At 65.5% G+C, this 24,254-nt stretch carries 20 protein-coding genes; 19 read left to right on the top strand and 1 reads right to left on the bottom strand.

The window, feature by feature from the left end:
- Positions 1-52: 52 nt before the first annotated feature.
- The 19 genes from Tfont_RS11710 (at position 53) to Tfont_RS11620 (ending at position 23,926) form a co-directional block, all read left to right on the top strand.
- Positions 53-1,399, top strand: a complete 1,347-nt coding sequence (locus Tfont_RS11710) for an HlyD family type I secretion periplasmic adaptor subunit (protein WP_260682373.1) — start codon at positions 53-55, stop codon at positions 1,397-1,399.
- Positions 1,400-1,403: 4 nt separating this feature from the next.
- Positions 1,404-2,783 carry a TolC family outer membrane protein gene (locus Tfont_RS11705; RefSeq protein WP_143969579.1) on the top strand — a complete coding sequence of 460 codons (1,380 nt, stop codon included), beginning with the start codon at positions 1,404-1,406 and terminating at the stop codon, positions 2,781-2,783.
- Positions 2,784-2,795: 12 nt separating this feature from the next.
- On the top strand, positions 2,796-4,235 hold the full coding sequence (locus Tfont_RS11700) for a mannose-1-phosphate guanylyltransferase/mannose-6-phosphate isomerase (RefSeq protein ID WP_143969578.1): 1,440 nt from the start codon (positions 2,796-2,798) through the stop codon (positions 4,233-4,235).
- Positions 4,198-5,418 (top strand): glycosyltransferase, encoded by a 1,221-nt coding sequence (locus Tfont_RS11695; protein WP_143969577.1) that lies wholly within the window; start codon positions 4,198-4,200, stop codon positions 5,416-5,418. The genes Tfont_RS11700 and Tfont_RS11695 overlap by 38 nt, the downstream gene beginning before the upstream one ends.
- 3 nt (positions 5,419-5,421) lie before the next feature.
- The gene (locus tag Tfont_RS11690) at positions 5,422-6,540 is read left to right on the top strand and encodes an MraY family glycosyltransferase (protein ID WP_246094666.1); all 1,119 of its coding nucleotides are present in this window, start codon (positions 5,422-5,424) and stop codon (positions 6,538-6,540) included.
- Between the two features lie 115 nt (positions 6,541-6,655).
- Positions 6,656-7,711, top strand: a complete 1,056-nt coding sequence (gmd, locus tag Tfont_RS11685; protein WP_143969576.1) for a GDP-mannose 4,6-dehydratase — start codon at positions 6,656-6,658, stop codon at positions 7,709-7,711.
- Entirely contained in the window at positions 7,708-8,556 is an 849-nt protein-coding gene (locus Tfont_RS11680; RefSeq protein WP_143969575.1) for an ABC transporter permease, read from the top strand. The genes gmd and Tfont_RS11680 overlap by 4 nt, the downstream gene beginning before the upstream one ends.
- On the top strand, positions 8,546-9,772 hold the full coding sequence (locus Tfont_RS11675) for an ABC transporter ATP-binding protein (RefSeq protein ID WP_185969594.1): 1,227 nt from the start codon (positions 8,546-8,548) through the stop codon (positions 9,770-9,772). Before Tfont_RS11680 ends, Tfont_RS11675 begins: the two co-directional genes overlap by 11 nt.
- Positions 9,769-10,782: a class I SAM-dependent methyltransferase gene (locus Tfont_RS11670; RefSeq protein ID WP_143969573.1), complete on the top strand. Its 1,014-nt coding sequence runs from the start codon at positions 9,769-9,771 to the stop codon at positions 10,780-10,782. The genes Tfont_RS11675 and Tfont_RS11670 overlap by 4 nt, the downstream gene beginning before the upstream one ends.
- Positions 10,783-10,801: 19 nt before the next feature.
- A complete protein-coding gene (locus tag Tfont_RS11665; protein ID WP_143969572.1) occupies positions 10,802-12,982 on the top strand; it encodes a glycosyltransferase in 2,181 nt (726 codons plus the stop codon).
- Between the two features lie 16 nt (positions 12,983-12,998).
- Positions 12,999-14,003 (top strand): acyltransferase family protein, encoded by a 1,005-nt coding sequence (locus Tfont_RS11660; RefSeq protein ID WP_143969571.1) that lies wholly within the window; start codon positions 12,999-13,001, stop codon positions 14,001-14,003.
- A gap of 15 nt (positions 14,004-14,018) precedes the next feature.
- A complete protein-coding gene (locus Tfont_RS11655) occupies positions 14,019-16,052 on the top strand; it encodes a DUF4214 domain-containing protein (protein WP_143969570.1) in 2,034 nt (677 codons plus the stop codon).
- A gap of 107 nt (positions 16,053-16,159) precedes the next feature.
- The gene (locus Tfont_RS11650) at positions 16,160-18,016 is read left to right on the top strand and encodes a DUF4214 domain-containing protein (protein ID WP_143969569.1); all 1,857 of its coding nucleotides are present in this window, start codon (positions 16,160-16,162) and stop codon (positions 18,014-18,016) included.
- Between the two features lie 249 nt (positions 18,017-18,265).
- Positions 18,266-21,091: a DUF4214 domain-containing protein gene (locus Tfont_RS11645; RefSeq protein WP_143969568.1), complete on the top strand. Its 2,826-nt coding sequence runs from the start codon at positions 18,266-18,268 to the stop codon at positions 21,089-21,091.
- 163 nt (positions 21,092-21,254) lie between these two features.
- Positions 21,255-22,052 (top strand): SapC family protein, encoded by a 798-nt coding sequence (locus Tfont_RS11640; RefSeq protein ID WP_143969567.1) that lies wholly within the window; start codon positions 21,255-21,257, stop codon positions 22,050-22,052.
- A gap of 102 nt (positions 22,053-22,154) precedes the next feature.
- Complete coding sequence (locus Tfont_RS11635; RefSeq protein ID WP_143969566.1) at positions 22,155-22,553, top strand: hypothetical protein; 399 nt, start codon at positions 22,155-22,157, stop codon at positions 22,551-22,553.
- A 41-nt stretch (positions 22,554-22,594) separates the two neighbouring features.
- Positions 22,595-23,098 carry a hypothetical protein gene (locus Tfont_RS11630; protein ID WP_143969565.1) on the top strand — a complete coding sequence of 168 codons (504 nt, stop codon included), beginning with the start codon at positions 22,595-22,597 and terminating at the stop codon, positions 23,096-23,098.
- A gap of 9 nt (positions 23,099-23,107) precedes the next feature.
- Complete coding sequence (locus Tfont_RS11625) at positions 23,108-23,314, top strand: hypothetical protein (RefSeq protein WP_143969564.1); 207 nt, start codon at positions 23,108-23,110, stop codon at positions 23,312-23,314.
- Between the two features lie 9 nt (positions 23,315-23,323).
- Complete coding sequence (locus Tfont_RS11620) at positions 23,324-23,926, top strand: hypothetical protein (RefSeq protein WP_143969563.1); 603 nt, start codon at positions 23,324-23,326, stop codon at positions 23,924-23,926.
- Between the two features lies 1 nt (position 23,927).
- On the opposite strand, the gene Tfont_RS11615 is transcribed toward Tfont_RS11620, so the two are convergent.
- Entirely contained in the window at positions 23,928-24,092 is a 165-nt protein-coding gene (locus tag Tfont_RS11615; RefSeq protein ID WP_185974525.1) for a hypothetical protein, read from the bottom strand.
- Between the last annotated feature and the right edge of the window lie 162 nt (positions 24,093-24,254).

Raw genomic sequence — 24,254 nt, 5'->3', positions numbered from 1 at the left:
CTGCGATCTCGCATACACCGTTTTCACCCACTCCGCATCCATGAACCACCCCGTGCCTGCTTCCCAAATACCCGACGAGGCGTCACTGCCTGCACCTGCCCTCGATGCGCCCTCCGTCAGGCCCCCCAGCCGGGCGGCCCGCTGGGGGGCCTGGGTGATGGCCTTGGGCTTTGGCGGCTTCCTGCTCTGGGCGGCCCTGGCCCCGTTGGACGAGGGTGTCCCCGCTCATGGGGCCGTGGCCATCGATACCAAACGCAAAGCCGTGCAGCACTTGAGCGGCGGCATCGTACGTGAAGTGCACGTGCGCGAAGGCGACCTCGTGCGCGAAGGGCAGCTGCTCTTCGTGCTCGACGATGCGGTGGCCAAAGCCAATTTCGAAACCGTGCGCCAACGCTACCTCGGTCTGCGCGCGATGCAAGGCCGCTTGTTGGCCGAGCGCGTCGGCGCCGCCAGCATCGACTGGCACCCCGACCTGCGCGCTGAACAAGGCGATCCCTGGATCGAGGCCCAGATGCTCGCCCAGCAACAACTGCTGCAATCGCGTCGCGCCGCCCTGCAGGCAGAGCTGCAAGCCATCGAAGAGGCCATCCAGGGCCAGCAGGCCCTCCTGCGCGCCTACGAGGGCGTCCTGCCGGCGCGCCGCCAGCAACTGGCCTTGCTGCAAGAGGACTTGCGCAACCTCTCGGGCCTGGTCGAAGAGGGCTACGCCCCGCGCGTGCGCCAAAACGATTTGCAGCGCCAAGTGGCCGAACTGCAAGCCAGCCTCACCGAGCTGCAGGGCAACATCCAGCGCGCGCAGCGCACCATGGCCGAGCTGCGCCAGCGTGCCGTGGCGCGCCAGCAAGACTTTCGCAAAGCGGTCGAAGACGAGCTCAGTCGCGTCACGCTCGAAGCCCAAGCCGACCAACAGCGCTACCAGGCCGCCCGCGCCGAACTGCAGCGCACCCGCATCACCGCGCCCGCCCAAGGCCAAGTCGTCGGCCTGGCGGTGCAAACCGTGGGCGCGGTCATCCAACCCGGGCAAAAACTGCTCGACATCGTACCCGAGGATGAGCCGCTGCTGCTGGAAGCCCGGCTCGAGCCTCACCTGATCGACAAAGTACGCGCCGGCCTCAAGACCGACGTGCGCTTCTCGGCTTTCTCGCATTCGCCGCAACTGGTCGTCGAAGGCGAAGTCGCCTCGGTGTCGCAAGACCTGCTCACCGACCCCCACACCGGCGCGGGCTTTTACTTGTTGCGCGTGGCGCTCACGCCGCAAGGCATGGCGGCGCTCGGGCAGCGCCGCTTGCAGCCGGGCATGCCGGCCGACATCATCATCAAAACGGGTGAGCGCTCGTTGCTGACCTACCTGATGGGCCCGCTGGTGCGCCGGGTCGCCGCCAGTCTCAAGGAGGAGTGAGCCGATGCCGTCCCCCTCACTGCAAACGCTGGCCGTGCGTGGGCCGAGCTGGCTGCGCCTGGGCGGTGCGGCCCTGATCGCGTGTGCGGCGCTTAGCCCGGCCGCAGCGCTGGACTTGACCGAAGCCTATCGGCTGGCGCTCGACAACGACGCGACGGTGCGCGCCGCGCGCGCAGCTGCCGACGCCCAACGCGAGCGCCTGCCGCAAGCCCGCGCCCAGCTGTTGCCCAACGTCGGCGCCAGCCTCGCCCGTGCCCACAACGACCTCACGCGCACCCAGGCCAATATCCTGGGACAACCCGTCACCAGCGACGAGCGCTACTACAGCAAAAACGCCAGCCTCACCTTGCGCCAGCCGCTGTACCGCCCCGCGCTGTGGGCGGCTTTGGAGCAAGCGCGCGCGGTCGTGGCCGATGCCGACGCCACCCTGCAAGCCGAGCTGGACAACCTGGGCCCGCGCGTTGCCAGCGCCTACTTCGAAGCCCTGTACGCGCACGACCAATTGGCGCTCGTGCGCGAGCAAGTGCGGGTCGCGCAAATCCAGCTCGACGCCGCCGTCAAGGCCTGGCAAGCCGGCACCGGCACCCGCACCGACGTCGACGAAGTGCAAGCTCGGCTGGACTTGCTACGTGCAGACGAGCTGCGCGCGCGCCAGCAGCTCGACTTTACCCGTCACGGCCTGCGCGCGCTCATCGACCGCGAACCCGACGCCCTGGCTGTCCTCGACCCGCAGCTGCTCGTGCTCAGTCCCCCGCAACCGCTCGACCTCGATGCGTGGGTGGCCAAGGCCGAGCAGGGCAACCCGACCTTGCAAGCCCTGCGAGCCCGCGTCCAAGTCGCCGAGCAAGAAGTCCGGCGTGCCCAAGCGGGGCACCTGCCCACGCTCGACGCTTACGCCCAGGTCACCCACAGCGCCAGCGAAAACGTCACCACTCCCAGCTCGCGCTACACCAACCGCAGCGTCGGCGTGCAGTTCAACCTGCCGCTGTACGCCGGGGGGGGCGTCAACTCCGCCACGCGCCAAGCCATGGCTGAACTGACGCGGGCCCAAGAAACCCTGCAAGCCACCCGCCGCGATCTCGGCGTGCGTCTGCACCGCGAATACCGCGCCATCACCGAAGGCATCGAGCGCGTGCGGGCACTGGAGCGCGCGGTGGCCGCCGCCGAGCAAGCCGTCATCTCCAACCAACGCTCCTACGAGGCGGGGGTGCGCACCGTGCTCGATGTCCTCAATGCCCAACAACAGCGCCAAACCGCCTTGCGTGACCTGGCGCAAGCCCGCTACGAAGTGCTGCTGGCGCGTGTGCGCCTGATGGCGCTGGCCGGCGAGAATGTCGAAGCGGAAATCGAGCGCATCAATGCGGCGCTGCGTGCACAGCCCTGATATCGCCCAGTTATGTTGTACCCCGTTATCCTCAGTGGTGGGGCAGGCACGCGCCTGTGGCCGATTTCGCGCGAATCCCACCCCAAGCCCTTCATCCAGCTACCCGACGGACAAACGCTCTTGCATAAAACCTACCGTCGCGCTGTCAACTTGCCCAACGTCGGCGAAGTCATCACCGTCACCAATCGCGACTACTACTTTCGCACCAAGGACGAATACCAGGCGACCCAAGCGCGCCTGGCAAGCACCTATTTGCTCGAACCCGTGGGCCGCAACACCGCCCCTGCGCTGGCCATGGCCGCGCTGTATGTTGGGGAACGCTTCGGCCCCGAAGCGGTGCTGCTGGCCTTGCCGGCCGATCATCTCATCGCCAACCCCGACGCCTTCGGTCAGGCCGTTGCTGCGGCAACACAGCTGGCGCAGCAGGGCTGCCTGGTCACCTTCGGCGTGCAGCCCACCGCTGCCGAGACCGGCTACGGCTACATCCAAGTAGGCGACCCTCAGCCGCCGGGCTACGCGGTGCGTCGCTTCATCGAAAAACCCGACGCCGCCAGCGCCGCGGCTTTTCTTGACAGTGGCGGTTTTTATTGGAATGCGGGCATGTTCTGCTTTCAAGCCCAGAGCCTGCTGCACGCCATGGAGCGCGCCTGTCCGCACCTGTTGCAAGCGGCACGCCAGTGCTGGGCGCTCACCACCCAGTCGGGCACCCCCGGCAGCGGCATGGTCGAGCTGCATGCGGCCAGCTTTAGCCAGCTTCCCGACATCTCCATCGACTACGCCGTCATGGAGCAGGCGCACAACGTCGCCGTCGTGCCGTGCGATCTGGGCTGGAGTGACATCGGCTCCTGGAGCGCGCTCAGCCAACTCGTCGAACCCGATGAGCACGGCAACCGCCACATCGGTCACGCGGTGGCGCTGGACTCGTACAACACCTTCATTCAGAGTGAGCGGCACCTCGTTGCCGCCGTGGGCGTGCGCGACTTATTTGTCGTCAACACCGACGACGCCGTTCTCGTCGTGCATCGCGACAAAGTGCAGGATGTCAGACAAGTCGTGCAACATCTCAAGCAGCACGGACACGAGGCGTACCGCTTGCATCGCACGGTCGTGCGCCCGTGGGGCACCTATACCGTGCTGGAGGAGGGGCCGCGCTTCAAAATCAAGCGTATCGAAGTGCGGCCCGGGGCGGCGCTCAGCCTGCAGATGCACCACCACCGCAGCGAACACTGGGTCGTCGTCAGCGGCGTCGCACAGGTCATCAATGGCGAGCAGCACATTTTGGTGCGCACCAACGAATCCACCTATATTCCGGCCGGCCACAAGCACCGGCTCATCAACCCGGGCAAAGTCGACCTCGTGCTCATCGAAGTGCAGTGTGGCGACTACCTGGGCGAAGACGACATCGTGCGCTTTGATGACGACTACGGCCGTGCCGATCCTCCACGCTCCTGATGCCCACCTGTGCCCGGGCACTGAAGCAAGCGCCGAGCCGCTGCGGGTGCTGCACCTGGGCAAATACCTTCCCCCGCCGCCCGCAGGGGTCGAGGCCCACATCGACACCCTGTTGCGCCACCTGCCCAACTACGGCGTCGAACCGACCCTGGTGGCTGGGGATAGCCCGGCGGCGCCGCAGCACCCGCCCACCACCCCCTATCGCACCGTGCTCGCGCGCAACTGGGGGCGCCTGGCGTCCGCGTTCATCACACCGGGTGTCGTTGCGTTGGCGATGCGCGAGTGCCGCCGTCATCGCTGCCAACTCGTCCACCTGCACCTGCCCAACCCGTGGGCCGACGTGATCGTGCACGCCATGCCGCCGCAGCTGCCCATCGTGGCCACCTGGCACAGCGATATCGTGCGACAACGCTGGGCACTTCCCCTGTACCGGTATGTGCAGCGCGCAACGTGCGCGCGCTTGCGCAGCCTCATCGTCCCCACGCTGGCCCACCAGCAGGGCAGCACGCAAATCCCGGCGCATGCCGACGTGGCGGTCATTCCCTACGGCATCGAGACCGAGCCGCTCGATCCCCGCTGGGCCGACCCGGCCACGACCGCCACCTTGCGGCAATGGGCCGCTGGGCGTCCCATCATCCTCACCGTCGGTCGCCACGTGTACTACAAGGGCTACGCGTATTTGATCGATGCGCTGCATGCCATGCAAACCTCGGCGGTCCTGGTCATGATCGGGCAGGGGCCGCTGACGGCCGAATTGCAGGCACAAGTGCGCCAACGCGGCTTGAGCGACCGTGTGCTCTTTCTCGGCCGCGCCGGCCACGCGCAGCTCGTTGCGGCCATGCATGCCTGCCAGCTCTTTACCCTGCCGTCCATCGAGCCGGCCGAAGCCTTTGGGCTGGCCAGCGCGGAAGCCATGGCCTGCGGCAAACCCACGGTCGTCTGCGACCTCGGCAATGGCGTCAACGTCCTCAACCGCCATGGCGTCACCAGCATCGTCGTGCCGCCGCGCGACGTACGTGCGCTGGCGGCCGCGCTGGATACCCTGGCCAGCAACCCGGCGCAGTGCGAGCGCCTGGGTCAGGCCGCCCGCCGCCACATCCACGAGCGCTTCTCTGCGGCAGCCATGGCGCAGGCCACGGCCCAGCTCTATCGCCGCCTGCTCGCCCCCGCCACACCCGCCTGACCCGTGCAAACCGTCCTCGTCGCCACCATCGTCGCTTACTTGGCCACCCTGGCCATCATGCGCCTGGGCAGCCAGCACCTGCACCCCATCCACGATCCGCTCGAGGGCGTCCAGAAGTTCCACACCCGCCCCGTCCCGCGCATCGGTGGCGTCGCAGTGTTCGTCGCCGTGGTCGTCGCGTTGGCCTGGTCGGCCTGGCGCGGCTTGGTGGAGAGCAAACTCCTGGGCTTGGCGCTGGCCAGCTTGCCCGTCTTTGCTGCGGGTCTGGCCGAAGACCTGACCAAGCGCGTCTCACCCCGCGCGCGGCTGTTGGCCGCTGCCGGCTCGGCGGCCTTGGCGGGCCTGCTCGTCGGCGCCTGGCTTCCCCGTCTGGGTATCCCGCTGCTCGACGATCTCTTGCACCAATGGCCGGTGCCGGGGCTCGAAGTCGGTGTGCTGGCCGTCCTCATCACGCTGGTTGCCACGACGGGGCTCACGCACGCCATCAACATCATCGATGGCTTCAACGGCCTAGCGGCTGCTGCCTGCGCCCTCATGTTCGCCGGCATGGGATATGTGGCGTGGGCGCTGGGCGACCAGACCCTGGCCCAACTGTGTTTGGCGGCCATCGGTGCGCTCCTGGGCTTTCTGGCGTGGAACTATCCCCGTGGCTGGATCTTCTTGGGTGATGGTGGCGCCTACCTGCTCGGCTTCACTCTGGCCCAGGTGGCCATTTTGCTGGTCGGCCGTCACCCGCAACTGTCGCCCTGGTTCCCGTTCTTGGTGTGCCTGTACCCGATCGTTGAAACGCTTTTTTCCATCTATCGCAAGTGGATCGTGCGCCGCATGTCCCCTGGTTTGCCCGATGCCCTGCACCTGCACATGCTGGTGTACCGCCGCTTGCTGCGCTGGGCTGCCGGCACCCAGGCCGCGCGCGACTTCACGCGCCGCAACGCCGCCACCGCCCCCTATCTGTGGGCGCTGACCTCGCTCAGCGTTGTCCCCGCTGTCCTCTTTTGGTATCGGCCGCCCGTGCTCATCGCCTGCGCCGTGGCCTTCGCAGTCCTGTATCTGCTGCTGTACGTGCGCTTGGTGCGCTTTCGCGCCCCCGCGTGGCTCAAGCGCCGCCTCGGGCGTTCTTGAGGCCGCCGCCGCTGGCGCCCAAGCACGTGTCCTCGCATAAAATCGTGGGCTTTGCCGTCATCGACGGTTGCCCCACATCCTTTAGAAGAGACGGGCGTTTGCGCCCGCATCCGCCATGACCACCGCAATCGTCACCGGAATCACCGGCCAGGATGGTGCCTACCTTGCCCAGCTCCTGCTCGACAAGGGTTACCAGGTATACGGTACCTACCGGCGCAGCAGCAGCCCCAATTTCTGGCGCATTCGCCACCTCGGTATCCACGACCACCCGGCGCTGCGCCTGGTCGAATACGACCTCACCGATCCGGGGGCTGCCATGGACCTGTTGCAGCGCTGCCAGCCCGACGAGGTCTACAACCTTGCCGCGCAAAGCTTCGTCGGCGTGTCTTTTCAGCAGCCCAGCACCACCGCCCAAATCACCGGTCTGGGCCCGCTGCATCTGCTCGAAGCCATTCGCCTCGTCAACCCCCGCGTGCGCTTCTACCAAGCCAGCACCTCCGAGATGTTCGGCAAAGTGCAGGCCATCCCGCAAAACGAAACCACGCCCTTTTATCCGCGCAGCCCCTACGGCGTGGCCAAGCTGTTTGCGCACTGGATGACCGTCAACTACCGCGAAAGCTACGGCCTCTACGCCGCCAGCGGCATTCTGTTCAACCACGAAAGCCCCTTGCGTGGCCTGGAATTCGTCACCCGCAAAATCACCGACGCCGCCGCTCGCATCAGCGCCGGCCTGATGACATGCGTCGAGCTGGGCAACCTCGACGCCCAGCGCGACTGGGGCTACGCCCCCGAATACGTCGAAGGCATGTGGCGCATGCTGCAGGCCCCCGAGCCAGACACCTATGTCCTGGCCACCGGTGTCACCACCTCCGTGCGTGACTTCGTGCGCATGGCTTTCGAGGCGGCTGGCATCACGCTGGCATTTCGCGGCCAGGGGCAAGACGAAGTCGGCATCGACACCGCCACCGGTCGCACCGTGGTGCGTGTCAATCCCAAATACTACCGGCCGGCCGAAGTCGATCTGCTCGTGGGCGACAGCCGCCGCGCGCGCGAACGGCTGGGCTGGCAAGCGCACACCGACGTGCGTCGGCTCTGCCAGCTGATGGTGCAAGCCGACCTGCAACGGCTGGCCCGCAGCGGCGATGCCGAGCCAGCGGCCCATCCGCAGTGACCGCGCAGTGGCGCACGGCCATGGTGCATCCGCTGCCGTCTGCCGCCGATTCGGCTCGGCGCCAAACCTGGCGCTTCGTGGTGTTGCTGGCGCGCCAGCGCCTCATCGAAGCCTACCGCGGGGCGGGTCTGGGGGCGTGGTGGTCCATCCTGCCGCAGCTGGCGCAAATCGGCACCTTGGCCCTCATCCTGGGCGCCGTCATGCAACATCGCCTGGGGGCGGCTGCCGGTGGCCCCCCGGTGCCTTACGTCGTCTACATGCTGCCTGGCGTGTTGCTGTGGCAACTGTTTCATGACACCTTGCTGCACGTGGCCGACGCCTTGCCCGCGCAGCGCCTCATCCTCAAAAAAAACGCCGTCGATCTGGCCGTCCTGCCGCTGTACGTGCCGCTGGCGCAAATGGCCCCCTTTGCCGTCGGGCTGGCGCTGCTGTGGTTACTCGTGAGCGTGCTGTGGCAGCCGATCGGGGTGCACGTGATCGGCGTCACCGTGCTGGCCGCTGCGGCGCTGCTGGCCCTGGCCTATTGCATCGGGTGGGTGTGGGGCAGCCTCGCCGTCATCGTGCCCGACATACGACATGCGCTGGCTCCGCTGCTGCAGGTGGGCTTTTGGCTGACCCCCATCGTCTATCCAGCCAGCCTCATTCCAGCCCCCCTGCACGGTGTACTCGCCTGGGGCCACCCCTGGTACGGGCTGATCGCACCCGTGCAGGCCGCCTGGACCGGGCTGCCCGCCAGCGTGCCCCCCAGCGCCGCGCTGCTGCCGCTGCTGTTGGGCGCCATCCACGCCCTCGTGTTGCGCCGTATCGTTCGCCATGGCCGCAAGCTACTCCTCGATGCGCTCTGATCAGCCGCTGTTGCGAATTCGGGGGCTGCGCAAGTGCTTCTATCCCCACACCCACAGCCGGCGCGCGGCGCTGGCGGCGCTGCTGGGGTGGCGCGGCGCCGCCGCCGGTGCGGCCCACACCGTGCTGCGCGACATCGATCTCGACCTTTGGCCGGGCGAAGCGCTGGCCATCATCGGCCGCAACGGCAGCGGCAAGTCCACCCTGCTCAAACTCATCACCGGCAGCCTCCTGCCCGACGAGGGCACCATCGAGTGCCGCGGCCGCATCAGCGCTCTCATCGAACTCGGGGCTGGCTTCGATCTGGCGGCAACGGGGCGCCAAAACATGGCCCTGCAAGCCGCCCTGTGGGGGGTGGCCGCCGATGTCCTGGCCCGTCAAGCCGACGCCATAATCACCTACAGCGAGCTGGGCACGGCCATCGACGAGCCCGTGCGCACCTACTCCTCGGGCATGCTGCTGCGGCTGGCCTTCGCCATCGCCATTCATGCGCAGGCCGAGCTGCTCATCATCGACGAGGCGCTGGCCGTGGGCGACGCGCGTTTTCAGCAAAAATGCCTGGCCTCCATCCGCCAGCACCTGGCCCGCGGTGGCGGTCTGCTGTTCGTCTCGCACGACCTCAACAGCGTCAAAACACTGTGCCAGCGGGCCATCTTGCTCGACGACGGCGCCATTCGCGCCCAGGGCCAGCCCGCCGCCGTGTGCGACGCCTATCTCAGCCAACTGCTGGGCGCGGGCTCGGCCAGCGCCGCAAGCGGCGAGCAGGACAGCGCCGACACCCCAGCCACCGTCACCGCGCTGCTGCTCAACGGCCGCCCCACCCGCGACATCGTCCTGCGCAGCGGTGACTGGCTCGACATCACCGTGCACCTGCGCGCCAACCAAAGCGTGCAGCAACTCGCCGCCGGCTTCATGTTGCACGACGCGCGCGGCCAAGACCTGTTTGGTGTCAACACCCACCTGGCCGGACACCGTATCGACCTGACCCACCCCGGCGACACCTGCACCGTCACTCTGCGGGCGCAGCTGCTGCTGGGTGCCGGCCACTACACCGTCACTGTTGCCGTGCACGACGCGCTTGACTACACCCGCAACGTTATCTATTGGCAATTCGGTGCTATAGCCATCGAAATTGTGGATCCCGACAGCACCAGTGTCGGCCACTGCCGCTTGCCGTACCAACTCAACGTCGCACAGTCTTCCTCAGCCGCCGCATGATCACCGCTATTCTCTACCGCCTCTACGGCTGGCTCATCCGCCTGCCCGGCCTTGGCCCGCGCATCGAGCGCTGGATCCGCGCCCACCGCGGGCTGGCCTACTGCCTGCGCAATCTGGCGTTGCGGCTCGACGGGGCAGGGCGCGCCAGCACAGGCGTCGCCCCGGCAGCGCCCACGGCGCTGCAAGACCTGGAGTGGATGCTGGTGGGCCTGCGCACGGCTGTGTCCCAGCTGCAGCGCCGACTCGATGTTCTTGACGGACGACACGTCGGCGAGCCCCCGTGGCAAGCGGCGCTCGACGCCCACAGCCATGCCCTCAACCTCAAAGTCGATGGGGTGCTGGAAGCCCTGACCCGCCGCGTCGAGCGCGCCGAACGCCACCTCGGCCAAGCCATCCTGCAGTCCACCCAGCCCCTGCCCGCCCCGCGCATCCTCAACCCGCACAAACTCGCCCAACACCGCGACCGGCCCCAAGGCCTGTGGCTCGAACTCGGCTGCGGCGAGCGGCCCGACCCCGAGCGCATCAACATCGACCTGCGGCCCCTGCCGGGCGTGGACATCATCGCCCACGTCGGCCAGTTACCACTGCCCGACGCCAGCGTGCGCGACCTGCGCGCGGCCCACCTCGTCGAGCACTTCACCCTGCAGCAGTTTGCTGACCGCATCTTGCCCGAGTGGCGCCGCGTCCTGGCGCCTGGCGGGCGGCTGCGCCTCATCACGCCCGACCTGGCCGCCATGCTGCGCGCCCACCTGCAGGGCCAACTCAGCGAAGCCGATCTGGTCCACGTCCTCTACGGCGGGCAAGACTACGAAGGCGACTTTCACTACCACGCCTACAGCCCCGCTTCGCTCAGCGCCCTGCTGGCCACCCACGGCTTTGCCGACATCCAGGTGGTTGCCCACGGCCGCCCCAACGGCCTGTGCCTGGAGTTCGAACTGCTGGCCCACGCCGGTGCGCTGACCACAGCAGCCGACACGCCCGACGCCGCTGCGACGTCCGCCTCAAACTGAACAGCTCCCGTTTGCCGCCATGCCATCCTTGCGCGTCAGCCTCGTCATCTGCACCTACAACCGCGCTGCCAGCTTGCCGCGCACCCTGCAGGCGCTGGACTATTTGCGCTACCCGGCGCGCGAAACCCTGGTCGTGGTCGGCCCCTGCACCGACAACACCCTGGACGTGCTCAAACCCTGGCAGGGCAGGGTGCGCATCCTGCACTGCCCCGAAGCCAACCTGTCCATGGCGCGCAACATCGGGACGGCCCATGCGGCGGGGGATATCGTTGCGTTCACCGATGACGACGGCCTGCCCGAAGCCAACTGGCTCGACACCCTTGTTGCCGCTTTCCAGGCCGATCCCGGCCTGGGCGGGGCAGGGGGGTACGTCCGCGATCACACTGGCGTGGCCTACCAAACCCGCCACATCCGCTGTAACCGGTGGGGCGAGGCCCAGTTCTTTGACCACCTCCCCGAGCAGGAAACCCCTGGCTGGTTCATCAGCCTCATTGGCGTCAACAGCGTCTTCCGTCGTACCGCGTTACAAGACATCGGTGGCTTTGACGAGGAATACGCCTACTTCCTGGACGAAACCGACGTCTGCCTGCGCCTGCTCGAAAAAGGCTGGCGGTTGCGTGTCTTGCCGGACGCCGAGGTGCACCACGCATACGCCCCCAGCCACCTGCGCACCCAAGAGCGGGTACCCACCAGTCTGTACCTGACGGCGCGCAGCAAAATCTACTACGCGCTGCGGCACCAGTCCGACCACAACCCGGTCGCCATCGTGCAGCGCCAGCGCAGCGACCTGTTAGCGTCTGTGCACCACCTGTTGGCCGCCGGCAAAATCGACAGGCCCGCCGCGCAGCGACTGCGGGATGACATCTGGCGTGCCAGCGCACACGCTGCGCGCGACGCCTTCGCCCACCCCGGGGGGCGCACCGTCGTCTTGCCCGCCGCGGACCCGGGTCAATGGCGCGAAGCCACCCCACCCTGGCCCCAGTCCGAGCGCAAGCGAGTGCTGCTCATCAGCCGCAACTATCCCCCCCAGCCCGTGGGCGGTATTGCGCGTTACACCGTCACGCTGGCGCATGCGTTGGCGCGCGACGGCCACGAGGTTCACGTCATCGCGCAGACCCCCGACACCCCGCGCATCGACTTCGAGGATGGTGTCTGGGTGCATCGCATCGACCTGGCCGATGCGGCCGAACTGCCCCCGCTTACCGATCGCCCCGAACTCCCCGCCGCCCTGCGGTTGTGGACCCACGCAGTCGCCCGCCACGCCGACACGCTGCGCACGCGCCTGGGTATTGGCACCGCCGTCGCCGCCCTTTGGGACTGCGAGGCCTACGAACTGGCCCAGCGGCCTGGCTGGCGCGTCCTGACCTATCTGGTGACCAGTTACGCCCTCAATCTGCCCCACAAACCCGACTGGCGCACCAACCCCCACCACCTGCGCTACCACGTCCAGCCCGTCATCGAAGCCGAAAGCTGGCTGCTGCGCAACAGCCACGCCTTGTTGGCCAGCACACAGCGGGTCTGGTCGGACGTTCAGGCCGCCTACCCGAATCTGGGCCACGTCGCGGTGCACGACATTCCCTTTGGCCTACCCGACGACCCCGACATCCCGCCGCAAGCCCCCACATCCGCTGCACCGGCTGACGCCTGCACCGTCCTGTACGTTGGCCGCTTCGAGCCGCGCAAAGGCATCGACCTGATGCTGCGCGCCATCGAAGCGCTGGCCCCGCAATATCCGCACGTCCACTGGCGCCTGGTGGGCAACGACCGCCTGCCGCACCCGGAGCAGCCCGACACCACCTACCGCGATGACTTTCTGGCCCGCCACCGGGGCCAACCCTGGCTGCAGCGCGTGCAGTTCCAGGGCGAAGTGGACGACGCCGCCCTGCTGGCCGCCTACCGCGCGTGCGATCTGCTCGTCGCCCCCAGCCGCTACGAATCGTTCGGCCTCATCTATGTCGAGGCCATGCGGGCCGGCAAACCCTGCATCGGTGGAGCCGACGGGGGCGGTGGCGAAATCATCACCCCCGACATCGGCCTCGCCGTCCCCACCGACGATCCGGCCCCCCTGATGGAAGCGCTGCGCCGCTTGATCACTGACGCTGCCTTGCGCCAGCGCATGGGCCAGCGTGCGCGCCAGCACTACCTACAGCAATACACCGACCACGCCTTTGCCAAGCGCATGCTCGCTTTGCTGACCTGAGAGGCGCCTGCCGGTCATGTTCGGTACGCTGCGCCTCGTCCTCGCGGTCATGGTCGCCCTCAGCCATGCCGGGCTGTCTGTGCAGGGCTACCACCTCGGCGTGCCTGCCGTCGTCGTCTTTTTTCTGCTCAGTGGCTACGTCGTCGCCGGCATGCTCGCACACCCGCCGCCGCTGTGGCACTTCTACGCCGAGCGTGCCCTGCGCCTGCTGCCCCCGTACTATGGGGCCCTGGCGCTGGGCGTGGTCTGTTGGTGGGCAGGGGTGAGCAGCGACTTTTTGCAAGCAGGCCACCAGCCGTTGCTGTGGGCAGCGGCCCTATCGATCGTACCGCTCAACTACGCCACCCTATGGCCCGTGCTGGACACCTTCACGCCGGTACCGCCTGCGTGGTCCTTGGGGCTGGAACTGCAGTTCTATGGGTTGGCGCCCTGGCTGCTGGCGCGCCAGGGGCGTATCCACGCCGCCATCCTGATCACCGTGGCGGTCGGGGGGGCGGCGCAACTCGGGCTGCTCCCCAGCGACGCCTGGGGCTACCGTCTGCTTGCGGGCAACCTCTACATCTTCCTTAGCGGTGCCATGCTCTGGCGCATGCACCATTCACCCGGGGAGGCCCGGGCCCACATCGTCGCCTTGTGGCTCGTGGTCCTGGGCGTGGGGTTGGGGGCAGGGTGGCTGGGCCGCTGGGGCCAACCCTTCGTGCTGGAAGTCACCGTTGGCTACGTTCTGGGCGTGCCAATCATTGCGGCGTTGGGCGCCTTGCCCCGCCGCGCCTGGGACGACCGCTGCGCCGACCTGGCCTATCCCGTCTTCCTCCTGCACTTCGCTGTACTCTGGACTCTGGGGGCGCTGGGTCACCCCCCCGCCGCCACATCGTGGCGATGGTTGGCGGCATACTTGGGTGTCACCCTGACCGCCGCCGCTGCCCTGCACTGGCTGACCCAGCGGCCCGTCGTCGCGTGGCGCCGACGTCTGCGCCAAGTGGCCGCCCGCGCCCCATCCCAACCCGAGTCGCCACCATAAGTCTGCGGATCTGCCATGTTTAGCCCACTGAACAGCGCCCTCTCGCCACAGCAGCGCCTCAAGCTCATCGAGCTCTATATTGGCTACTTCAACCGCGCGCCGGAGCAAGCCGGGCTGGACTACTGGAGTGCGCAACTGGACAGTGCGCTGGCGCGCGGTGTTGGCGAGCAAGCGGCGCTGGCCGGCATAGCCAACCAGTTTTACCAAGCGGGGCTGCAGTATGGGCTGTTTCGCGCCAGCGACAGCACCGAGACGCTCATCCGCACCGTCTACCGCAACGTGCTGGGGCGCGACGAAGTGGACCCCGCGGGCCTGGCCTACTGGCAACAGCGGCTCGACAGCGGGCAAATCAGCCGGGGCGAATTTGTGCTGGCCCTCATCCAGGGCGCCAAGGACTACGTTGCCGCCGCCCCCGCCAACGACCCCTACCGATGGGTGGGCGACTACCTGGCCAGCCGCAGCGCCGTGGGCGAATACTTTGCCGCCACCAGTGGCGGCCTGGCCGGGCAAGACGCCATCACCCAGGGCCGCCAAATCATCGAGCGCATCGTCACCCGTGACCAAGCCCTGGCCGGACAAACCGCGCTCGACGCCCTGAACGACGCCGTGCACCTGCGACAACCCAGCGCCGCGTCGCTGACGGCCACCCTCACGGGGATGGAGCCCATCCTACCCCGCACGGCCGCCCCTGTGACCTGGCTTGACTACAAAGACGCCGGCGGCGAGTACGAGTGGAGCGGCAAAACCCTGACCGTCTCGTTCCCCGGCACCATCCCGCCGGAGCATGCCACCGCCCCCGACTGGGCCTCTGGCTGGGCCTCAGTGCCCGTCGCGTGGCGCACCGCCTGGTTCCGTGCGCTGCAGGATGCGATGGCGCCCGTCGGCGTCAAGCTGGAACTCGCCCTCTCCGGCGCGGGCGACATCCAGATCGTCTTGGGCAACCTCCAAAACGACTTTGCGGGCTGGGCCAATCACCCCGGCCCCGGAATCGGCGGCGACATCCAAATACGGACAGACTACGCTCAGCGCGAAATGGGTGCATCCCCCCTGCCCACCTACTCGATCTGGAACACCCTCGTCCACGAACTCGGTCACGCACTGGGCCTGAAACACCCGTTTGACGACTCCCCCACCATGCCGCCGCCGCTGGACAGCCAGTACCTGAGCATCATGAGCTACACCCATGCGCGCGACGTCTGGCCGGTGGTCACCTGGGGCTACACCCCCAGCAGCGGCATCCGCGACGTCAGCGCCCAATACCAAGTCGGCTACCGCGCCGACTGGGCCTTGGTGGATTTGGCCGCCCTGATGGCCATGTACGGCCCCAGCACCGCCCACCACGCCGGCAACACCGTGCACCACCTGCCCGCACCGTCCCCGCAAACCTGGCTGTACCGCACCGTCAGCGACGCCAGCGGCCACGACACCCTGGACCTGCGCAGCTTCCAACACCCCAGCCGCATCGACCTGCGCCCCGGCTCGCTGTCCGACGTGGATGTGCGCACCCCGCAGGACTGGAAGCAGGACATCACCGCCCAAGCGGTGGCCTACTACCAGCAACTCGGCATCTACAACGCCAGCGTCCACGACTGGATCGTGCGCTACGTCAACCCCCTCATCGACCGGGCCGACGTCCTGCCCCGTCTGTGGAGCGGCATCGCCGCGCTGGGCATCGCCGACGGTACCGTCATCGAAAGCCTGCTCCTTGGGCCCGCCAACGACACCGTCCACGACAACGCCGTCGACAACACCCTCCACACCGGCGCTGGCGACGACACCGTCTATCTGGGCGCGGGCGGCTGGGACCGCATCGACGGGGGGGAGGGGATCGACATCGTCGTGCTGCCCAGCCTGGCGGCCGACGTTATCACCCTGCCCGCCAGCCAAAGCGCCATCGTCGTCGCCGCCACCTACGGCGCCGTGCTCGACAACGTGGAATACCTGGCCGACCGCAGTGGTGCATGGCGGGCGCTGGATGCCACCCTGGTTGGCGTGCCGCCGCGCCTGCCCGCCTGGGTGGACTGGACGCTGGACAACGCCACCGTGTAGCCCAAAAGCCGCGCTGGCCTTGCGCGGATGCTCCTGTTTTGGCACGCTCGCGTGGGGTACTGTAGGCAGTGTCCCGCGTCAATCACACCAACAGGAGGAAAACAACCATGCCCATCACCAATGAGCAGCGTCTCAAGCTCATTGAGCTCTATATTGGCTACTTCAACCGCGCGCCGGAGCAAGCCGGACTGGACTACTGGAGCGCGCAACTGTCCAACGCGCTGGCCAGCGGTGTGGACGAGCGGGCGGCGCTGGCCGGCATTGCCAACCAGTTTTACCAAGCGGGGCTGCAGTTTGGGCTGTTTCGCGCCAGCGACAGCACCGAAACGCTCATCCGCACCGTCTACCGCAACGTGCTGGGGCGCGACGAAGTGGACCCCGCGGGCCTGGCCTACTGGCAACAGCGGCTCGACAGCGGGCAAATCAGCCGGGGCGAATTTGTGCTGGCCCTCATCCAGGGGGCCAAGGACTACGTTGCCGCCGCCCCCGCCAACGACCCCTACCGATGGGTGGGCGACTACCTGGCCATCCGCGCGCAGGTGGGCGACATGTTTGCCCGCAACTCCGCCGGCCTGACCGCCGAAGACGCCATCCGCCAAGGCCAGGCCCTCATTGCCAACTACGTCACCCCAGAAAAAATCAAGCAAGGCCAGGTTGACCTGCAGGCCATCTACCAAGCCATCGTCACACCAGTGGGCGGCAACCCCGTGCAGCCGACCACCCCCGATCAACCCACCCAGCCCACCACCCCCGGCGGTCCGCCCGCCGGCACCATGGGCGACGACACCATCGTCGGCACCGCGGGCAACGACACCATCCAGGGCCTGGCCGGCAACGACACCCTGCGCGGCGGCCTGGGCGATGACCGACTGGACGGTGGCAGTGGCGCCGACCAACTGTACGGTGACGACGGCAACGACCACCTGCTGGGCGGGGACGGTGCCGACACCCTGTACGGTGGCAACGGCGACGACCTGCTGGAAGGCGGCGACGGCGCCGACAACCTCTATGGCGATGACGGGGGCGACACCCTGTATGGCGACAGCGGCGACGACCGCCTCGAAGGCGGCGCCGGTGACGACATACTGCACGGCGGCAGCAACAACGACTACTTGGAAGGTGGTCTAGGGGTCGACGCCCTCTATGGCGGTGACGGCGACGACCGACTGTTCGACATCTACTTCGCCGACCTACAGGGCGGCCACTACGACGGTGGCGCGGGCAACGACACCCTAGCATTTAACGCCGGCGGCACGGCCAAAGGCGGGGACGGCAATGACAAAATCACCGTCGAAGGGCGCCAAACCACCCTGGTCACGGGCGTAGAAACCGGCGAGGGGGCCGACACCGTCATCCTCAACAGCCTGCGCTCTCCCGTCGTGCTGGACCTGACCGAAAGCCTCCCCGCGCGTGACACCATCAAGTTCTCTTACCCGGCCAACACGGTGCCGCAGCAGCCGCTCATTGTCGTCAAAGGGTTTGGCCGCGAAGACGTGTTCGATCTGAGCGGCTTCCACACCTGGTCCATGCCTGCGGGTGTATCTACCTATACCTTCCAGGCTGGCGCCACCTTAAGCAATGGCGTCATCACCAAAAGTTACGTCCAGTTCCTGGAAAGCCCGTCCGAGCCCTACCAGACGTACCTGTCACCCCCGCGCACCAAGGACGACCACGGCAAAGGCTTCTTCGTCATCACTGGCGCGTCCGCCGCGGCGGCCGACCGCGCCACCGTCGCCGCCTTTTTGGACGCCTACGGCAACAATGCCGCCTACCAAGCGGGCAAGTCGCACTACTTCCTGTTCAATGTTGGCAACAGCGACATGGCGCTGTACAAGTTCACCGACGACAGCGGCGGCAATGACCGCATCACCCCGGACGAGCTCACCCCCCAAGCCATCTTTGTGGGCGTGCGCACCGAGCAGCTGACCGAGGCCCAAATCATCGCCAGCTTCTGGAACACTTGACCGCCCCGCAGGGGTGGCCCGCGGTGGTGCCCAACGGCCCTGCTGTCGCATCCGTGCAACAGCAGGGCCCCCAAGGCGCCACAAAAGCGCCCCGCAAGCCCGCTCGGTACCCAAAAACCCGCCGTACGGCCCGCCCAGTAGAGCGCGAACAACAACTTTGGCTATACTGTCCCCGCGACAGTGCGCGACAGCAGGGAATGCGTGTTGCGCGTACGGTGTTCGTAGCAGCAACTTTTCACGGAGAGTCAAATGGCTTCATTCATCACCGCGCAACAACGAGAAGCGCTCATCGAGCTGTACATCGGCTACTTCAACCGTGCGCCCGAGGCCGCTGGCCTCAACTACTGGGCGGGCGAGTTGCTGGCCGCGCTCAACGCAGGCCAAACCGAGCAGCAAGCCCTGGCTGGCATTGCCAACCGCTTCTATGACGCGGGTGTTCAGTACGGCGTGTACAGCAACGCCATGACGGTGGAGCAGTTCATCACCACCGTGTACCAAAACGTGCTGGGCCGCAACGAGGTGGACAGCGCCGGCATGACCTACTGGACGCAAAAACTGACCAGCGGCGAAGTCAGCCGTGGCCAGTTTGTGCGCGAGATCATCCAAGAGGCCAAGGACTACGTGGCCGCTGTGCCCGATAGCGACCCGTTCAAGTGGGTTGGCACCTACCTGGACAACCGTAAGGCTGTGGGCGAGTGGTTTGCCAACAACAGCACCGGCCTGACCGGCCAGGCTGCTATTGACCAGGGTACCGCCATCATCGCCAACAGCGTGACCGCGGCGACCGCCCAGGCTGGGCAGACCACCGCTGAAGCCGTGGCGGCGGCCCAAGCGTCCCAGGCCGCTCAGCAAGGCCAGACCTTCATGCTCACTACTGGTATTGACAACGTGACCGGCACCGCCGGCAACGATACCATTTTGGGTTCCGATGCTTCCGGTGCAACCGCTCTGGTTCTGGGTGGTCTGGACGTTATCGACGGTGGTGCTGGTACCGACACCCTGAAGATCGCTGACGCTGCAACCCTTGCTACTGGCAATTTCTCCTTCAATGGCGCGACCATCAAGAACGTTGAAAACATTGAAGTGACCACCAACGGTTCCTTCGACGTTGCCGCCAACACTGGTCTGAGCCTCAAGAACTTCACCGGCTTGACCTCTGCCACCCTGAAGGCTGCTGGTACCGACAACTCGCTGGTTCTGGCTGCAGACACGACCGACGTCAACCTGACCGTCGCTGGCGCCGCAACTGCTGGTGTTACCGGTGGTAAGGCTGTGTCCGTGACTGCTGGTACCGGTGCAGTAACCGTAGCGGGTGATGCGCTGACTTCCGTAACCGTCAAGGGCGGCGCTACAACCAATGCCGTAACCAATACCGTTTCTGGTACCGGCTCGACTGGCACGACCCTGACGACTGTTACCTTCGACGGTCAAGTTGGTTCTGCTTCTGGTAACGCCCTGACTAACGTCAACCTGAAGAACCTGACCGCTGGTGGTAACGTTGTTGTTACCAACGCTTCCACTGCCCCGACGCTGAATCTTGCTCTGGATGCAGTCGGCTATGACGCTTCTGGCTCGGCTGTTACCGTTACTGTCACCGATGGTTCTACCACCGACAACATCAAGACTGTTAATGTCACCACTGCCAGCAAGAGCAATGTTGAGCTGAATACCACTGCCGCTACTGCCGTCACTGCGGCGGGCGCTGGTGCTCTGGCTCTGGATCTGGACGGTACGAACAACACCGCCATTGCTTCGTTTGACGGTTCTGCTGCTACCGGCAACCTGACGCTGAGCAATCTGGCTGTGGCTACGGCAACCGTTAAAACCGGTTCTGGTAACGATGCCTTCACCGTTTTGGCAACCGCTAAGGCTACCGTCGACGCCGGTGCTGGCAACGATACGGTGACGCTGAATTCTGCCTTGGCTGCTGGCTCCACCATCAACCTGGGTGCAGGTAACGACACCTTGCTGAAGGGCTCGTCTGGCTCTGTTGCTGCTTCCACCACAACCGCCACTACTGTAATCGACGGTGGCGATGGCACCGACACCGTAGCAGCTAACTTCATTACCGTTGGTAACGCTGCGCAGTTCAAGAATTTTGAAAAACTGAATCTGGACAGCACCACCGGTCTGGACCTGGCGCTGCTTGCAGCCAACAACACCCTGACTGGCCTGACCATGAGCACTGCCTCTACGTCTGCCACTTACCAGAATGTCAGCAAAGACTTCGGTCTGACGGTGGATTACGTTGGCAACAACAGCGCCGTGACCAACACCCTGCAGCTGAAGGACGCGACCGGTACAGCTGACGCATACACCATCACCTTCGCAGGAGAGGCGACTGGTACGGCTCCCACGAGCGCCAACGTGCGTGCCGGTACTGTGGTGACCTCGGGTATCGAGAACTACAGCATCGTTTCTGGCGGCACCAAGGCTTGGAACGAAATCACGCTGGGTGGCAACACCGCCGCCAAGACTGTGACGATCACTGGCGCATCTAACCTGGATCTGGCCTTCGCATCCGGTTTTGGTTCGACGACGGGTGTATCGCTGATCGACGGTTCCGCTGCAACCGGCAAGCTGTCCATCAACATTGCCAACGTGGTGGCTGCCTCCGCGGGTATCGAAGTCAAGGGCGGCTCTGCTGCTGACACGCTGATCACCAGCACGTTTGCCACCAAGCTGACCGGCGGCGCAGGGGCGGACAACTTTGTTGTTGCAGCAGCAAATGCTGGCTCTACTTCTGCACCTGTGATTACCACCATTACCGACTTTACTGTCGGTACTGATAAGATCACCTTTGACGACCAAGGCACGGAAACCTTTACCGCCACCAAGATCAACGTGAGTACCGCGACCGCACTGTTTGGTGGCACGGTGAACGCGCTTGACTTGGCGGCAACGGCAAACGATGGCACAAACGCAGCAATCACGTGGTTCCAGTACGCTGGTGACACCTACATCGTGCAGGACCGCTCTGCTTCCACCACCTTCGACACGACTGACATCGTGGTCAAGTTGAGCGGCTTGGTGGATCTGTCCGGCCTGGCCGTGACTGACTTCGCATTCGTCTAATCTCCCCCGGAGACAAGCACCCGCCCTCGGGTAGGTGCTTGAGGTGAAAGCCATTGAAACCCTGTCCTTCGAAAGAGGGGCAGGGTTTTTTACTGAAACTCCGTTTTCACGAGTGCATTTGTATGGAGTGCCCTGCTGAAAAACTTTTCCCCGGAGTAATCGCGTGCCCAAATACCAAGCCATCACCAAGACCGACTTTGCGAACCTGCGCTGGAAGCGCTACGAGAACTACCACTTTGCCGCGCCGGATGCGGTCGCACCGCTGGTGGTGCAGGAACTGCCCAAGGCCTGCATGACGCTGCCGATTGCCTTTATCCAGCAGGGCGAAGCGTTCGTGCCGGCTGCAGTTCAAGGCCTGCAACCCGGCCAGAACCTGTTCGTGTCACCGGACGGCCGTTGGATTGGCCCGTACACGCCCGCAGCGTACCGTGGCTACCCCTTTGCACTGGCCAATGCCGACAACGGACAAGTTGTGCTGTGCGTCGATACCGACAGCGGACTGGTGGGTGAGGACTGCACCGAAACCTTCTTCGACGAGCAGGGCGAACCCAGCCAGTCGGTCAAGGCCGTGCTCGACTTCCTGCAACAGGTGCGCAGCAACCGCGAAGCAACCCTCCGTATCTGCGCCGCCCTGCAAGCCGAAGACCTCATCCAGCCTTGGCCCATCACCCTCAAGGGGGAACAAGGTGAGAAGACCGTCCAAGGCCTCTACCGCATCGACGAAGCCAAACTCAACAGCCTGAGCGCTGACGCCCTGCACCGCCTGCAGCAAGCCGGCGCTTTGCCCGTCGCTTACTGCCAGCTACTCTCCATGCAGCACCTGCAAACCCTGGGCAAGCTGGCCCAGGCGCACGCCAGCGCCAAAGCCCAAAGCCAGCAAGCCCTGCCCACCAGCGCCAACGGTGAGCTCGACCTCGAATTCCTGAACAACAACGACACCATCAGCTTCGGGCCGCATTGAGTTGGATGCGATGGACAACCCAGCGTCGCTGATCACGGACGAGGAACTGGCGGCGGATCTGGCCGCGCTGGTGGTGAAGAATGACCATCAGGATTGGATGACATGAACGAGTGGTCATTTGTCATCGGCGCGCTGATCGGCTCGGTGGCTTGGCTCTACCAGAAAGCTTGGGAACGCCGAAGTCAGCGTGCAGCGGTGTATGAAAAAATCGTCCGTCTCTTGCCATCAGTTACCCTTGCGGGCCTTGATCATAAGAAGCTCGACCAGATGTTGGAAGAAGGGCGCGTCCTGTGGCTGCACGCACCCGACGACGTCGTGCTGGCATTCCAAGTGTGGATGGCGACCATCCAGAATGGCGATGCTGTCAACGAACCGCGCCTTAAGGACGAGTTTCTAGCGAAAATGCGGCACGATCTGACCTTTCGGGCGGCCGTCGTTCCACGCTTTTGGAAAACCAGAATGGGTGTTGGTGATTTTCCGATATTGCACGCACGCAAATGATGAGCCAGTGAGCGGCAACCTGTTAAGTCCACCCGAACGCCATGACCGAACTGCAACGCATCACCACCGAGTACAGCGAGGCCGAAGACCGCCTGCGCCTGGCCGGTGAAGATGCCCAGGGCCAGACCGTGGTGCTGTGGCTGACGCAGCGGCTGCTCAGCCGGCTCGTGGCCCACCTGTGCCGGTGGCTGGAGCAGCAAGGCGGCAACGCCCCGTTGGTCGAGGTGAGGCAGGAATTCGCGCAGCAAAAGGCCCGGGCGGAACTTGCGCCACAGCCGCCGGTGCGAGCAGATGCTGAAACACAAGGCGTGCTCGTGCACAGCGTGGATCTGAAACGCTCGCGCGCTGGGTTGGTTCTGCATTTCAAGGGCGTGGGCGGCAACGTGGTCGCCAGCCTGAAACTGCAGCCCAAACCGCTGCGGCAGTGGCTGAATATCGTATATGACCAGTACCTGCAGGCGGGATGGCCGACGACCGTGTGGCCGGCGTGGGTGGCTGAGGCGAAGCCAGCGGCAACGCCTGCCCGCGCGGCGGTACTGCACTGAGGGATTGTTGTGGAACTGAACCCGTTGCTGATCACCGAGGCAGAACTGCAGGCCGAACTCGCGGCGATCGAAGCCGAATCCATTGGCTGGCTGCCGCTGACCGACGGCGCCTACCTGCACATGGGCAAGCCCGACGAGGAAGAAATGGTCATCACCGTGACCGGCGTGCCAGAGGTGGGGATGGTTGGGATGAATGTGCTGCTGGTGGGGTGGTAGATTTCTTCCATGCCGCTCCTGAAGCACCAACTCATTCTCCACCCGGATATCGTCAGCCAGTTCGAGCTCAACAAACCGGTCACGCCCTACGAGCGTCGCGTCGGTTTCTCGTGGTATCTGTGTCCGGTAACGTTGGCCAACGCGCGGGAGTGGCTGCTGATTAATGTCGAGTTCGGCTACTGCCAGTTGGTTGTTGCCCCAGAGAAGACGCCGGACTACATTACCGATGCGGCAATTACGGCCATTGAATGTCACCTACCCGACGACCGGGACGACGACAACGTCAGCATCAGCCGTAGCGGCGGGGATGTCAGCTGGCACACCGCCGACACCATGCCAGTGCACGTTGCCGAGCGCTACCAGCAAGCCATGCAGCGCCTGAGCAAGTGCAAGGATGTTCACGATGCCGAGGATGTGCTAGACGAACTCAACGACACACCACTGACCATCGGCAGCAGCACCTTCGCCCCCACCGAAGGGCTGGAAGGCCTACTGTTGGAATTGGCGGACAACTTTCGCCATTACGTCCAGACCACGCACTGGTGGAAGGTCTGGTGGGACGCCAAGAGAGATCGGCAGCCGTGGTTGGCGGATCGGTTTGGGCAGGGGTGAATCAATACGGCTTCTGCCCTCGGGAGATGAAACGATCATAGCTATCCTCCACCGGCTCCTCGTCCTCATCGCGCCGTCGCCAACGCCTCTCCGCCTCCGGCATCACCAGCAAGGTCAGCGTGTAGCCGTAGTTGCCAGCCACCTTGGTCATCTCGGTGATCGGCATCTCGGCCGGCTCACGTGGAAACCAGACCTGTGCCCGGGGATGTCCTGTTTTTTGTGTGTGGGGCGGTTTCTGAATCTGTCCTCGTGTCGTTCAGCGTGGTGCGAGGGTGAAGCGGTCGCCGTATAGTATCGCGAACTGGTTCATCGCCGATTTCCACTCCTT

It is taken from the genome of Tepidimonas fonticaldi (genome assembly GCF_007556755.1).
In the GTDB taxonomy this organism is placed as follows: Bacteria; Pseudomonadota; Gammaproteobacteria; order Burkholderiales; family Burkholderiaceae_C; genus Tepidimonas; species Tepidimonas fonticaldi.
Note: the sequence above shows the minus strand (reverse complement) of the source record. Positions and strands in the feature narration are given on the sequence as shown.

Bases quoted from the DNA above. Each gene is read 5' to 3' on its own strand.
- Tfont_RS11705 (WP_143969579.1), top strand. From the start codon at position 1,404: ATGCCGTCCCCCTCACTGCAAACGCTGGCCGTGCGTGGGCCGAGCTGG.
- Tfont_RS11700 (WP_143969578.1), top strand. From the start codon at position 2,796: ATGTTGTACCCCGTTATCCTCAGTGGTGGGGCAGGCACGCGCCTGTGG.
- Tfont_RS11695 (WP_143969577.1), top strand. From the start codon at position 4,198: ATGACGACTACGGCCGTGCCGATCCTCCACGCTCCTGATGCCCACCTG.
- gmd (WP_143969576.1), top strand. From the start codon at position 6,656: ATGACCACCGCAATCGTCACCGGAATCACCGGCCAGGATGGTGCCTAC.
- Tfont_RS11675 (WP_185969594.1), top strand. From the start codon at position 8,546: ATGCGCTCTGATCAGCCGCTGTTGCGAATTCGGGGGCTGCGCAAGTGC.
- Tfont_RS11670 (WP_143969573.1), top strand. From the start codon at position 9,769: ATGATCACCGCTATTCTCTACCGCCTCTACGGCTGGCTCATCCGCCTG.
- Tfont_RS11665 (WP_143969572.1), top strand. From the start codon at position 10,802: ATGCCATCCTTGCGCGTCAGCCTCGTCATCTGCACCTACAACCGCGCT.
- Tfont_RS11660 (WP_143969571.1), top strand. From the start codon at position 12,999: ATGTTCGGTACGCTGCGCCTCGTCCTCGCGGTCATGGTCGCCCTCAGC.
- Tfont_RS11655 (WP_143969570.1), top strand. From the start codon at position 14,019: ATGTTTAGCCCACTGAACAGCGCCCTCTCGCCACAGCAGCGCCTCAAG.
- Tfont_RS11650 (WP_143969569.1), top strand. From the start codon at position 16,160: ATGCCCATCACCAATGAGCAGCGTCTCAAGCTCATTGAGCTCTATATT.
- Tfont_RS11645 (WP_143969568.1), top strand. From the start codon at position 18,266: ATGGCTTCATTCATCACCGCGCAACAACGAGAAGCGCTCATCGAGCTG.
- Tfont_RS11635 (WP_143969566.1), top strand. From the start codon at position 22,155: ATGAACGAGTGGTCATTTGTCATCGGCGCGCTGATCGGCTCGGTGGCT.
- Tfont_RS11630 (WP_143969565.1), top strand. From the start codon at position 22,595: ATGACCGAACTGCAACGCATCACCACCGAGTACAGCGAGGCCGAAGAC.
- Tfont_RS11620 (WP_143969563.1), top strand. From the start codon at position 23,324: ATGCCGCTCCTGAAGCACCAACTCATTCTCCACCCGGATATCGTCAGC.
- Tfont_RS11615 (WP_185974525.1), bottom strand. From the start codon at position 24,092: ATGCCGATCACCGAGATGACCAAGGTGGCTGGCAACTACGGCTACACG.